Origin of the sequence: Marinobacterium sp. MBR-109 (genome assembly GCF_040547565.1) — a bacterium.
Taxonomy (GTDB): domain Bacteria; phylum Pseudomonadota; class Gammaproteobacteria; order Pseudomonadales; family Balneatricaceae; genus Marinobacterium.
Window position 1 is genome coordinate 111,256 of the sequence record NZ_JBEPPZ010000004.1, and the last position, 12,888, is coordinate 124,143.

Here is a 12,888-nt window from a genome sequence, read left to right on the forward strand (position 1 = left end):
TGAAAACAGCGCAACAATGGTGATTTTTGTTTCAAGGGCAGGATACACTGGCCGACAGTATTCAGATTGGTTACGGGTGTACGGAGATCATTATGTTCAGGCTTAAGCCCTTGTTATTGCTTGCACCACTGCTGCTGCAAGCCGGCACGGTCAACGCGCACAATCACCATGATGAACTGCGCGAGCAGTTCAAAGCCGCACTGCTGCAAACAGCTCCCCTCAGCGACGAGCAGATTTCCGCGCTGGAAACATATTCGCTGTATCCCTACCTTGAATACCAGCAGCTCAACAGCCGCATCGACGAGGCCTCAGCTGACCAGCTGCAGGCCTTTGTCGATGCCAATGCCGATACCCCTTTGGCGGGACGACTGCTGTTTGCCTGGGCACGCAACAGCGGTGCAAAGGCAGACTGGTCAGCCTTCAATCAGGCGTGGCAACAGATCCAGCGCCCCGACACACGACTGCAGTGCCTGCATGCACGCTACCTGCTGGACTCTCAACAGCAGCAGAAAGCCTGGGCAGCGGCGCGTTCGCTCTGGAGCGCAGGGCACTCTCAGCCCGATGAGTGCGACCCCGTTTTCAGCAAGTGGTTAAAATCCAGCCACTTCAGCCAACAGGATGCACTCAACCGGCACCTGGCGGCATTGCTGCAAGGTCGTCCGGGCCTGGCAACCTATGCCGCTCGCTTCATTACGGAAAGCGAATTGCAGCAGCAGGCAAAACTGGCCCGAAGCCTGTATGACAACCCCGGCAGACTGACACAGGAGCCTCAATTGCTGAGCCCCCAGGTGCCAAATGCCGACCAGCTGCTGGTCCTGACCGTCAACCGTCTGGCACGACAGGATCTTGAGCAGGCGATACGGCTTTGGGTACGTGAACGCCAGCGGCTGCAGGTTTCAGCCGAGCAGTTCGAATCCATCAGCAAACGCCTGGGCGTACTGATGGCAAAGCGCTTCCCGACCGATGCCGACTCACTGCTGGCCTCGCTGGACCCAGAACACAAACTGGCCGACCTGTCCGGCTGGCGAATCCGACTGGCGCTGGTGAGACAGGACTGGGCCGAAGCTCTGTCCCTGATGGAAAAGCTGGATGAATCGGAAAGAAGCAATGACCGCTGGCGTTACTGGACGGCGATCGCCCTGGAGCAACAGGGCAAGCCCGGACGAGAAGCACTGCTGCGTGATATTGCCACCGAACGCTCCTTTTATGGCTTTATGGCAGCTCAGATGCTGGGCACGCCCTACCAGCTTAACCACACCCCCCTGATGCAGAACACAGAGGCAAAACAGCAGCTGGCTCAGCAGCCTGCCTTTATTCGTATTCGTGAGCTGCTCGCGCTTGAGCGCTATTATGATGCCCGTTCAGAGTGGAACCTGGCGATCAGTCGCATGGAGCCCGAACAGATACACACGGCCGCCCACCTGGCCCAAGAATGGGGCTGGTATGATCAGGGCATTCGAGGCGCCATCAGCAGCCAGCGCTGGAACGACATGCAGCTGCGCTTTCCCAACCCGCTGCCGGAACTGTTTGAACAACATGCCCAGAATCGCGCCATCGATCCGGCTTGGGCAGTTGCCATTGCGCGCCAGGAAAGTGCATTCTGGATGCAGGCACGCTCCCATGCCGGCGCCCTGGGCCTGATGCAGCTGATGCCAGCGACAGCGCGCGCCACCGCCAAACGCCACGCCATCCCTCTGCCAAGCCTGAACCTGTTGTCCGAGCCGGACACCAATATTCGCCTTGGCACTGCTTACCTCAGTGAGATGGCTCAACGCTTTAACGGCAACCTCGCCTATGCTTCTGCCGCTTATAACGCAGGCCCCTCTCGTGTCAGCCAATGGCTGAATGCACGGGGGGAGCTGCCGCTGGACATCTGGATCGAAACCATCCCCTTCGACGAAACCCGCAACTATGTACAGAATGTGCTGGCGTTCAGAGTCATTTACGAGCGCCTGGCCGAGCGCCCCGTTACCCTGCTCAGCCCAGACGAGTTCAACATGCTGGCGCTGTTTCAACAAAACGACGGCTGATCCGGCCCTATGGCTGAGCGCAGTGTTGCAGAAACTGCGCCAGCCGCCCGCCATCGAAGGGCCAGTCAAGCTCACCTCCGCCGACCCGGTCAACCAGTACAGGAATCCGGGTTGCGTAGCGCTCCATCAGGTTTTCATCGTAAACAATATCAACCAGATCCACTTCAGCCTCACCCGGCTCCAGCCCCTGCTGCAGTATGGCAATGGCATCATCACACAGATGACAACCCTCGGTGGTCATCAGGTCAAGCTGGTACATGAATATTCCTCACCCTGTTTTTTTTCAGCACTTGCAGCATTATTACCCATAGCCTCACAACCTTCACGCCCACCACGCCCTCCCGGCGGCAAAATCAGAAATATTGCATCGCAGTAATGCAGCTGCAACAGCAAACCGCGAAGCTAATACTTTATAAGGGCTTGTCAGTGCCCTAGGCACAGGTCTATGCTCGAAGCAGTATCCCGCTACAAGCCAAAACCACAGGTTGCTTCCGGCAGAAGCGCATTCAGGGCCAAGAGCCTGCGTTCATACCGGACAACAGAGACTGAAAGCAGGCAGTTATGACGGATAAACAAGGCAATATCGCAACAGACCCGCAGGAATTCATCAACTACGTCAATCACGAGACCAGCAAAATGCTGGAAATGTTCTCGGCGACCGGCGGTGACGATATCCTGCGTCAGTTCACGCAATCATGGACCGAACTGGCCACCCGCTCTCTCGAAGATCCGACTGTATGGGTCCGTGCCATCGCGGACTATCAGCAGGCGCAATTCAACCTCTGGCGCAACCTGTTGACGGGTAACACCAGCGACAACCCGGTTGCCGAGCCACCGCCCGGTGATCGTCGCTTCAAGGCGGAAGAGTGGTCCAAGAACCCGGTGTTCGACTATATCAAACAGTCTTATCTACTGACTTCGCGCATGCTGACGGAAATGGCCCACAACGCCAAACTGTCGCCGCAGGAGCAGCAGAAGCTTGAGTTCTACACCCGCCAGTACGTAGATGCACTCTCACCCACCAATTTTGCCATCACCAACCCCGAAGTGCTGCAGCAGGCGCTGGAAACCAAAGGGGAAAGCTTGGTTAACGGCCTGAAAAATCTGCTCGGTGACATCGAAAAAGGCCGCATTTCAATGACCGACGAATCGTCATTTGAACTGGGCAAGAACCTGGCAACGACTGAAGGTGCTGTTGTTTTCCAGAATGACATCTTTCAGCTGATCCACTATAAGCCGCTGACCGAACAGGTATACGAACGCCCGACCCTGATCGTGCCGCCAAGCATCAACAAGTTCTATATTCTGGATCTGCAGCAGGACAACTCGTTTGTCCGCTATTGCCTGGAGCAGGGACAGGATGTCTACCTCATCTCCTGGACCAACCCTTCTGCAGAGCAGCGCGACCTGAACTGGGACGACTACGTGGGTGACGGCATCCTGAAAGCACTTGAGGTAACCAAGTCGATCAGCGGTCAGGAAAAGGTCAATGCCGTATCCTGGTGCGTTGGCGGTACCCTGATGGCCTCTGCCCTCGCCGTGCTGGCCAACCGCAAGGACAACTCGGTCGGCAGCTGTACCTTTCTCACCACGCTGATCGATTTCAGCAACCCCGGCGATCTGTGCGTGTACATCGATCAATATCAGGTCAAGCAGCTGGAATCCAAGGTCAACAATGAAGGCATTCTGCACGGTCGAGAGCTGGCCACATCCTTCAACATGCTGCGCTCCAATGACCTGATCTGGTCCTATGTGGTCAACAACTACCTCAAGGGACAGACACCACCGCCGTTCGACATCCTCTATTGGAACAGCGATCCGACCAACCTGCCGGCAGCGATGTACACCTATTACATCAACAACATGTACCTTGAAAACAAGCTGGTAGAGCCTGACGGTCTGACCATATGCGGCGAGCCGATTGATCTGCGCAAGGTCAAGACTCCCTGCTATTTCCTGTCGACCATGGAAGATCACATCGCGCCGTGGAAAGGCACCTTCAAGGCACTGGATCTGTTTGGCGGCACAGTGGAGTTTGTGCTGGGTGCCAGTGGGCACGTAGCCGGCGTTATCAATCCGGCGAAAAAGAACCGTCGCAACTTCTGGATCAAGGGTGAGATGGGACGTGGCCCCGAGGCCTGGCTGGAAACCGCCGAGCGTCAGGAAGGCTCCTGGTGGAACAACTGGAACGAGTGGCTGCGCCGTCGTGCCGGCAAGAAGGTTGATGCGCCGAAGGATTACGGCAACAGTGATTACAAGGTGATTGAGCCTGCCCCAGGCAGCTACGTCCGCAAGCGTCTGGACTGATCCAGCCATGCTTTAAAAAACGCCGGGGCTGCATACACAGCCCCGGCGTTTTTATGTCAGATACCGCCCATTAGCATGTATTTGCATTCCAGATACTCTTCCAGCCCCTGACGCGCCCCTTCACGTCCCAGCCCTGATGCCTTAACCCCGCCAAACGGGGCCAGCTCGGTGGATATAATCCCTTCGTTGATACCGATCATGCCGTATTCAAGGCCTTCAGCCACCCGCCAGACCCGTCCCAGATCACGGCTGAAGAAGTAGGCCGCCAGACCGTACTCTGTGTCATTTGCCATGGCAATTGCGTCCGCTTCATCACTGAAGCGGAAAATCGGTGCCAGCGGCCCGAAGGTCTCCTCCGTTGCCACCCGCATCTGTGGCGTTACATCGCGCAACACAGTGGGCTCGAACCAGGTGCGTCCCAGTGCATGGGGCTTGCCGCCACATACCACACTTGCTCCCTTGGCAACGGCATCATCAATATGGCTCTGAATCTTGGCAACGGCCGCGGCATTGATCAAGGGCCCCTGCTGCACGTCGGCGTCAACGCCCGCACCCACTTTCAGTTCACGCGTACGCTCAGCCAGCGCTTCGACAAAGCGATCATAGATGCCATCCTGAACCAGGAAGCGGTTGGTGCAAACGCAGGTTTGACCCGCATTGCGGTACTTGGATGCCATGGCGCCGTCCAGCGCCCGTTCAAGGTCCGCATCATCAAATACGATGAAAGGGGCATTGCCCCCCAGCTCCAGTGAGACTCGCTTCACCGTATTGGCACACTGCGCCATCAACAGCTTGCCAACCGGGGTAGAGCCGGTAAAAGACAGCTTGCGGACCAACTCATGCCCGGTCAGTACCGAGCCCAGCGCCCGTGGATCTCCCGTGACGATGTTGAAGACCCCGGCCGGAATACCGGCACGGTGAGCCAGTTCGGCCAGTGCAAGTGCAGAAAGCGGCGTATCTTCTGCCGGTTTGCAGATGAAGCTGCAACCTGCCGCCAATGCGGGAGCGGCCTTGCGGGTAATCATGGCAGCGGGGAAGTTCCAGGGCGTGATGGCGGCGACCACCCCGACCGGCTCACGACTGACCAGAATGCGGGCATCCGGCTTGTGAGTGGGAATCAGCTCGCCATAGGCACGCTTACCCTCTTCGGCAAACCATTCGATAAAGCTGGCAGCGTACTGCACCTCGCCACGGGCTTCGGCCAACGGCTTACCCTGCTCAAGCGTCATCAGCAGTGCGAGGTCTTCCATATTATCCTGCATCAGTTGAAACCAGCGTCGCAGCATGGCCGCTCGTTCCTTGGCGGTTGTCGTACGCCACTGCTTGAAGGCCTGATAAGCCGCTGTCACCGCCGCGTTGGCATCCGCTTCCGACATCAGCGGTACCCGAGTCAGCTCTTCGCCCGTGGCCGGATTCAGCACGGCAAAGGTCTCTCCGCTTTTCGCATCTACCCATTCACCGTTCACATAGGCCTGCCCACGCAGCAGACTGCTGTCTTGCAGCTTCATCTCTCACCTCCAAAATTGATCTGCCAGTATCCTTGCATCTTAGCGTTGCACTCCTGTGAGCGCACCCTTATCCTTGCCACGCAACAGGAGGATAATCCAACATGCGCAGCAGTGCCGAGAAAAGGACCCGCTCAATTCATACCGTACTCACTCAGCAACCTGTACAAGCCGCATGTTGAGATCACGCTTCAGTCGCCGTGAGGAAATTCGTACGCTGTTGCTGCTGGGCTGGCCGATCATGGTCGCTCAGTTGGCCCAAAGCGCCATTGGCTTTATCGATACCCTGATGGCTGCCCGCGCCGGAGCCAACGATCTGGCGGCCATTGCGCTTGGCAGCAGCCTCTGGTTGCCTCTTTTTCTGGCGCTGGGCGGCATCCTGATGGCTACCACACCGCTGGTTGCACACCTGATAGGCGCCAATCGTGAACGTCGCAGCCGTCAGGTACTGCAGCAGGCCGTCTGGATTGCGCTGCTGTTGAGCCTGCTGGGAGTCATGCTGTTGCGCAACCCCGGCCCGGTACTCGAACTGCTGCAGCTGGAAGCCCGCCTGGAGCGGACGACACGCGACTATCTTGATGCCATCAGCTGGGGATTCCCTGCGTTTCTGCTCTATCAGGTGGTACGCAGTTACAGTGAAGGCTTTGGCAAAACCCATCCGGTCATGCGCATTGCCGTGCTGGGCATGCTGTGTAACATCCCGCTCAACTATGTACTGATTTTCGGCAAGCTGGGACTGCCCGAGATGGGAGGTGTTGGCTGCGGCTATGCCAGCGCCGTGGTGATGTGGGTCATGCTGCTGACCGGTATTGCCTACCTGATGCGCAGCCCCCGCTTCCGCCCGTTGCGCCTTCACAGGCACTGGCAACTTCCCAGAGCGGGAGTGATTCTGACATTTCTTCGGCTCGGGCTGCCGATCGGCTTTGCACTGCTGATTGAGGTCAGCATGTTCTGCGTGTTGGCACTGCTGCTGGCCCCGCTGGGTGAAACGGTTATAGCCGCCAACCAGATCACCATCAGCTATACCGGCATGATTTTCATGGTACCACTCAGCATTGCAATGGCACTGACCATCCGCGTGGGCCAGCTTGTCGGCGCCGGTCAAAGCGAGGCCGCACGGCACGCCGTGATCACCGGCGTTATAATTACCCTGACCATCGCTCTGGTCAGCAGCTCGCTCTCGCTGCTGCTGGCCGAGTCCATTGTTGGCCTCTACACTGACCGTGAAGCGATTATTGGCCTGGCCGCCACCCTGATCAGCATTGCGGCCGTCTTTCAGTTCTCCGATGCGCTTCAGGTCAGTGCAGCCGGTGCTCTGCGTGGCTACAAGGATACGGCCGTGCCTCTGCTGATGGTATTTATCGCCTACTGGCTGATCGGCCTCCCGGTCGGATATGTGCTGGGGTTTACTCAATGGCTGACAGCCCCGCAGGGAGCGGCGGGACTCTGGTATGGACTGCTGATCGGCCTCAGTGTCGGCGCCGTACTATTGACAACACGTCTGGTCAGGATTGCGCGTCATGCGGATGTTGATAACAACTCTGGCGCTGGTTCTGCTGAGCGCCTGCAGCACTGAAAGCCCTGAAGCGCGACTGGAGGATTATGCCAGTCGTGTTGCCAACGCCATCGATTACCCCATCAAGCTGGAACTTGATACAACCATACCGCCCTACCCTCAAACGCGGGATCGACTGCTGGAAATCCCCGAACTGAGAGAGGGCATTGTGGAGGTATTTGATCTGCGCCGTTGCGGCCTGATGGAGCTGATCGGAGAGCGCAACAGCTCTTTGGGCAAGTTGGCACTGCCATCACAGCGCATGCTGTATGAGCTGCGCTTTTTGCCGCCGTTACGCCGCTGTATAGAGCAGCTAAAGCAGCAGAGCGAACGCGATGAGAACGAAGACGAACTGCTGCAACGGCTGCAGCGCATCGAACGGATAAAGCGTGAGCAGCTGCCACGGGTACTGAGTAACGCCATTTTCAATTCCAGCGAAATGACCTCCCAGTTTTCACGCACCCACGCCGCACTGAGTATGGAACAGGCCCAACAGTCAGGGGCGCTCCAGCCCGCTCTGCAGCGTTTTGAGCAGCTGCTCAGGCTGAGCCAACAGCCTGACTGGCAACTGCCTTCCTGGAGTGAGCAGCTTGAGCAATCCTACGCTGAACTTCATGCCCGCCCCTTCGGTGCACCTTGGCTGAAAAGTCTGAATATGCTCACCCAAACACTGGATCAGACCGCCGGTGCCATCAATGCCCGACTCGATGAGCGCCCGATCTGCTTCAATAATCGCCCCAACAACCGGGCACGCATCATTCAGTCCGTATTGAACGGCTGGTATGCAAACGAACTTCAGCCGATGATGTCCGCTCTGCACCGCAGCGGTGAACAATGGCGCGACGGCCTTGAACCACTCTACACTGAGCTGCCGATGAGCCCGGCCCTGAAGGAGTATTTTCAGGCGACACTGTCCGATCATCACAACAGCCTGTGGCAGCGGTACATCAGGGCTCGAGATCGGCATACCGCTGCCTGGCAACGTCTGCTCGGCCAGTGCGGATTGATGCCCGGACATTCTGATCAGAATGACGCTTGAGCGGCGCGCGGTTTTCAACCATCATGAGATGATGAGAACATTGATGGGGAACCCCATTTGAGCAACACCCTCATGTGCCTGCGCAGATCGGGCCGCTACCTGTACCTGTGCTGCGTTGCAGCCCTGTTTGCCGGTCTGACACTGCTCGCCACCGCTGACCAGCCCCTGCTGCTTTCAGATGCACGTATTGAAAGCTATCGTGAGCTCTATGGCGAGCAGGCAGCGCGCCGGCTGACGGCCTGGCAGAACCTGATACGCGAAGGCAACCAGCTGAGCGAATCGGAAAAACTGGAGCGGGTCAACCGTTTTTTCAACCAGGTACGGTTTCTGGATGACATTGTTCACTGGGGCAAAGAGGACTACTGGGCCACACCGGTGGAGTTCCTGATCAGTAATGGCGGCGACTGCGAGGATTTTTCGATCGCCAAGTACTACACACTCAGGGTTATGGGTGTTCCTGAAGAGCGCTTGAGCCTGAGCTACGTCAAGGCACTTGAGCTGAATCAGGCCCATATGGTGCTGACCTATTATTCCAGCCCCACCGCCATGCCGCTGGTACTGGATAATCTGATCAACTCGATCCGCCCGGCCAATGAGCGCCCGGACCTGTTGCACGTCTATACTTTCAACGGTGAAAGCCTCTGGCTCAGCAAGAAAGGCCAGCGTGCCGAGCTGGTGGGTACGTCCGACCGTCTCAAGCCCTGGGTACAATTGCAATCGCGCATGGAAAACAACCGGGTCAATATTCAACAGTCGCAGGAGCGTCAATAATGTCCCTCACCAACCAACTGATCGCTGCCGTATTCACCGTATTGCTGGGGCTGGTTCTGGGCACCGTATACCTCCTGTCGGACAGCTCACGCGATACGCTTGTACGCCAGCTGGAGTCGCACGCTGAAGATGGCGCCACTCACCTGGGCCTCTACTTGGCCCCCTATATGCAGCAGTCCGACAGCGCGACCATCGCCACCGCCGTCAATGCCATTTTCGACAGTGGTTTCTACCAGCAGATTGAAGTAACCGGACAGGACGGCACCATCCTGTACAGCAAAAGCTACAATCCGGAGGCAACCGTTAACGCACCGGACTGGTTCATCAGCATGATGCGCATCACGCCACCCGCCATGTCTCGTGCCATTGCCTACCAGTGGCAACAGGTCGGTGAAATTCATGTGCGCAGCCGTGCCGGATATGCCTATGAGCGTCTGTGGGCCGGTGTACGCGATACGATGCTGTTGTTCGGCGTACTCGCTCTGGTTTCGGCACTGCTACTGACACTGCTGCTGCGCTTTATCATGCGCCCTCTGCGCGGCGTAGAGCATCAGGCAATGGCTCTGGCACGGCGCGAATACATCGAGCAACCTGACCTGCCCCGCACCCGTGAGTTGCGGCGCGTTGTGATCGCCATGAACCTGATGGTGAAGCAGGTTCAGCACATGTTTGAAGAGCAGAACCGCAACATTGAGGCCCTTCGCAGCACAGCCTATCGTGACAGCCTTACAGGCCTGAATAATCGCCGCGCCCTGCTGGCCCAGATCCAGGAACACCTTGAATACCGCCAGGACTTTGGCCCCGCGTCACTGCTGCTGTTCCACCTGCGAGACCTGCAGCAGGTAAACCGCGAGCTGGGCGAAGAGGCCGCCAACCATCTGATCAAGGCTTGTGCCAGCATGATCGAGGATCTGGGGCAATCCGTGGGCTTCCATATCACCGGCCGACTTGGCGGTGCCGATCTGGTGCTGTTGGCAAGACAACGCAACTTCGATGACTGGCAACGCCGTTTGCAACCCGGACTGATGCAGATCAACACCCTGTATGAACAGCTCAGCAAGAAGGACTCGACCCCCTCGATACTGTGCATTGGCATCGCCTCCGGTCATGACCACTGTTCACCTGAGCAGCTGATGTCCCAGGCACGCCTGGCTGTTAACGAGGCCGAGGCGGGTCATGATGCTGTGGTGCAGTATCATGCCCACCAGAGTCAGCACACCTGGTCAGAACAGTGGCAGTCCCATGTAGCCGATGCAATTAACAATGAGCAGATTTTCCTTCAGCACCAGATCCTCAAGTCCCCCGATAAAACACCGATTCATGCAGAAGTATTCGCCCGCATTCTGAACCCCGATAACGAGCCTTGCAGCGCCGGCGAATTCATCAGCGTAGCGCTGGATCTCGGCCTGATGGAACGAATCGATCGCGCCATCGTCAGACAGGCTCTGAACTACCTGAGCCACAACCCTGGCGCGCCCGCGCTCAGTCTCAACCTTGCAAACCAGACACTGGAACACCCGCCCTTCGTACCCTGGTTGCTCGAGCAGCTCAGCGCCAGCCCACACCGTGAACGGCTTAACATTGAAATCAACGAGACCGCGATTCTGGCACATCAGGAGTCGATACAGTCTCTGCGCCGCGCAGTACAAAAGCTGGGAGTCAGCTTCGGGGTAGACAATTTCGGCACCCACCCCAACGGCTTCAGCTATCTGTACGCCTTGAGACCCAACTACCTCAAAATTGACGGCTCACTGATTCGACAGCTGGACCATAGTGAAGAGGACCGATTCTTCGTCAGCAGCCTGATCAGCGTGGCACACAGCCTTGAGATTAAGGCCTATGCCGAGCATGTTGAACGCCCGATGCAGCAACTGCTGCTGGAAGAGATGCAGATCGACGGCACTCAGGGCTACCTGTACGGCGCCCCAACTCCGCTCCCCTGACGGTCAGAGGTGCTGGCGCACCCAGCGGACCAGGCTTGCCTGGTCCATGGCGCCGGCCTGGCGCGCAATTTCCTGACCTTGGTGCAACAACAAAAGCGTAGGAATGCTTCTAATCTGATAGCGGGCCGCCAGGTTCTGGCACTGCTCAGTATTGATCTTGACCAGTCGACATTCAGGCTCCAGCTCGGCCGCTGCCCGCTCAAACACCGGCGCCATCATCTTGCAGGGGCCGCACCATGAGGCCCAGAAGTCGATCAGGATCGGCACATCCGTATTGGCCTGTACGCGGCCAAATGCGGCCTCATCCAGCTCAAGAGGGGTCGCGGTGAACAGCGACTGATGACAACGACCACAGACAGGATTCTGCTGCAGTCTGGAGGCGGGGATACGATTGGTTGCCAAGCAGGCAGGACAGGAAATATGAAGGGAGTCAGGCATGGGTAAGCCTCCAAAACATTAAATATCTCTAATAATCTGGAGGCAACAACCCACTATTTCAAGCCTCAGCGCCCCTTGAGATTAACCAGGGCTTCAAGCTTGCGACTGAGACGGTCATCCTTCTGCTGCTTGCGCGCTTCCTGCTCTTTCATTCGCTCCTGCTTCTGGCGCTCCTTGCGCTGCGCCTGTATCTCTTTCAGCCGCGCCGCCGCGTGCTCAGCTTCCGCTGCCGTCACTGTGCCGGCCACTTCACCTGCCAGATCAACACGGTCAGCACCTTCTTTCACACTGCGCAGATAGTGAATTGAGCGCACGTAGGTTGCCAGAGCACGCTTGATTCTGTTGCGGGCCAGTTTGTCATCAGCTATCAGGTCCTCCTGAATACCGATCTTGAGCGGGCGGACATTGTCACGACTGAAAGTCTGCGGGTAGGCTTCGATCAGCTGTTCCAGTGCTGCCTGGTTGGCAGCCCTGTTCTTGGAGCGATTCTTGCTGTTGGCCGTCTGATTCACTGTTTCACTCTCTGTAGTCCGGGGTCCCGTCCGGCCGCCCTGCTGCTCTGCAGCCGACAGCCTTTGTTCACACTCCTGCAGCAGAGACGCTATCTGTTGCTGCAGATGGTTCAGTTCTGACACTCAGCCAGCCCCTTTGCGAATTAAATACTCGAAACTTTGCGCATCCACTGCCCGCTGCTGCACCAGTTCATGTCCAAGAAAGGCGCAGAACTTGGGTATGTCACGCTGGGTAGAAGGATCTGTAGCCAGCACCCTCAGCAACTCACCGGCCTGCATCTCTCGAACCTTGTTATGAAGCATCATCACAGGCTCGGGGCACAGCAGACCGCTGGCATCCAGCAGATGATCAGCAACAGACTCACTCATGGATTACAACTACCTTGAATTACAAAGTGCTATTGTCGCAAATTAAATCCGGGCGCGGAACCGCTCATGCAGGCTTGCACCCGCTTCGGAAGCGATTATCCTGATATAAAGACCATCTCTCAAGGAGTCATGCCATGATTCGTGTTCTGATTGAGCGCCATGTCGCCGACGAACTGGAACCCCATTACGATCGGGTAGCCCGTGAAACCCTGCAGAAGGCCATGCACATCCCCGGTTTCATCTCGGGTGAGGCGCTGCATAACGTCGACAGCCCCAACCATCGCCTGATTCTGGCCACCTACCGCAGCGAAAACGACTGGCTGCAGTGGTATCACTCGGAAGAGCGACGCGAAATGATGGAGCAGATTGCCCCCATGCTTGAGGGCGAAGAAAAGATTACGGTATTCGGCCACTGATGC

12 protein-coding genes are annotated in these 12,888 nt (G+C 57.3%); 7 read left to right on the forward strand and 5 right to left on the reverse strand.

All coding sequences use genetic code 11. The annotated features are described in order from the left end of the window. Positions 1-92: 92 nt before the first annotated feature. Entirely contained in the window at positions 93-2,030 is a 1,938-nt protein-coding gene (locus tag ABIE60_RS07115; protein ID WP_354468746.1) for a transglycosylase SLT domain-containing protein, read from the forward strand. 7 nt (positions 2,031-2,037) lie between these two features. On the opposite strand, the gene ABIE60_RS07120 is transcribed toward ABIE60_RS07115, so the two are convergent. After that, the gene (locus tag ABIE60_RS07120) at positions 2,038-2,289 is read right to left on the reverse strand and encodes a glutaredoxin family protein (protein WP_354468747.1); all 252 of its coding nucleotides are present in this window, start codon (positions 2,287-2,289) and stop codon (positions 2,038-2,040) included. A gap of 302 nt (positions 2,290-2,591) precedes the next feature. Between ABIE60_RS07120 and ABIE60_RS07125 the strand changes: the two genes are divergently transcribed. Continuing rightward, on the forward strand, positions 2,592-4,337 hold the full coding sequence (locus ABIE60_RS07125) for a PHA/PHB synthase family protein (protein ID WP_354468748.1): 1,746 nt from the start codon (positions 2,592-2,594) through the stop codon (positions 4,335-4,337). A gap of 56 nt (positions 4,338-4,393) precedes the next feature. Here ABIE60_RS07125 and ABIE60_RS07130 read toward each other — a convergent pair whose 3' ends face one another. Further along, positions 4,394-5,845: an NAD-dependent succinate-semialdehyde dehydrogenase gene (locus tag ABIE60_RS07130; RefSeq protein WP_354468749.1), complete on the reverse strand. Its 1,452-nt coding sequence runs from the start codon at positions 5,843-5,845 to the stop codon at positions 4,394-4,396. A gap of 172 nt (positions 5,846-6,017) precedes the next feature. Here ABIE60_RS07130 and ABIE60_RS07135 point away from each other — a divergent pair, with 172 nt between their 5' ends. Genes ABIE60_RS07135 through ABIE60_RS07150 form a run of 4 tightly spaced genes read left to right on the forward strand, consistent with a single transcriptional unit; the run spans position 6,018 to position 11,150 of the window. After that, positions 6,018-7,418, forward strand: a complete 1,401-nt coding sequence (locus ABIE60_RS07135) for an MATE family efflux transporter (protein ID WP_354468750.1) — start codon at positions 6,018-6,020, stop codon at positions 7,416-7,418. Then, on the forward strand, positions 7,363-8,436 hold the full coding sequence (locus tag ABIE60_RS07140) for a DUF3080 family protein (RefSeq protein ID WP_354468751.1): 1,074 nt from the start codon (positions 7,363-7,365) through the stop codon (positions 8,434-8,436). The genes ABIE60_RS07135 and ABIE60_RS07140 overlap by 56 nt, the downstream gene beginning before the upstream one ends. 57 nt (positions 8,437-8,493) lie before the next feature. After that, positions 8,494-9,207: a transglutaminase-like cysteine peptidase gene (locus ABIE60_RS07145; protein WP_354468752.1), complete on the forward strand. Its 714-nt coding sequence runs from the start codon at positions 8,494-8,496 to the stop codon at positions 9,205-9,207. Then, on the forward strand, positions 9,207-11,150 hold the full coding sequence (locus ABIE60_RS07150) for a bifunctional diguanylate cyclase/phosphodiesterase (protein ID WP_354468753.1): 1,944 nt from the start codon (positions 9,207-9,209) through the stop codon (positions 11,148-11,150). The genes ABIE60_RS07145 and ABIE60_RS07150 overlap by 1 nt, the downstream gene beginning before the upstream one ends. Before the next feature lie 3 nt (positions 11,151-11,153). On the opposite strand, the gene trxC is transcribed toward ABIE60_RS07150, so the two are convergent. The 3 genes from trxC to tusA all read right to left on the reverse strand — a co-directional run bounded on the left by trxC (position 11,154) and on the right by tusA (position 12,469). Further along, the gene (gene trxC, locus ABIE60_RS07155) at positions 11,154-11,588 is read right to left on the reverse strand and encodes a thioredoxin TrxC (protein WP_354468754.1); all 435 of its coding nucleotides are present in this window, start codon (positions 11,586-11,588) and stop codon (positions 11,154-11,156) included. A gap of 65 nt (positions 11,589-11,653) precedes the next feature. Further along, entirely contained in the window at positions 11,654-12,223 is a 570-nt protein-coding gene (locus tag ABIE60_RS07160; protein ID WP_354468755.1) for a ProQ/FINO family protein, read from the reverse strand. Beyond that, positions 12,224-12,469, reverse strand: a complete 246-nt coding sequence (tusA, locus tag ABIE60_RS07165) for a sulfurtransferase TusA (RefSeq protein ID WP_354468756.1) — start codon at positions 12,467-12,469, stop codon at positions 12,224-12,226. It abuts the gene before it with no gap. A gap of 134 nt (positions 12,470-12,603) precedes the next feature. On the opposite strand from tusA, the gene ABIE60_RS07170 reads away from it, so the two are divergent. Further along, positions 12,604-12,885 (forward strand): antibiotic biosynthesis monooxygenase family protein, encoded by a 282-nt coding sequence (locus tag ABIE60_RS07170; protein WP_354468757.1) that lies wholly within the window; start codon positions 12,604-12,606, stop codon positions 12,883-12,885. Positions 12,886-12,888: the final 3 nt, after the last annotated feature.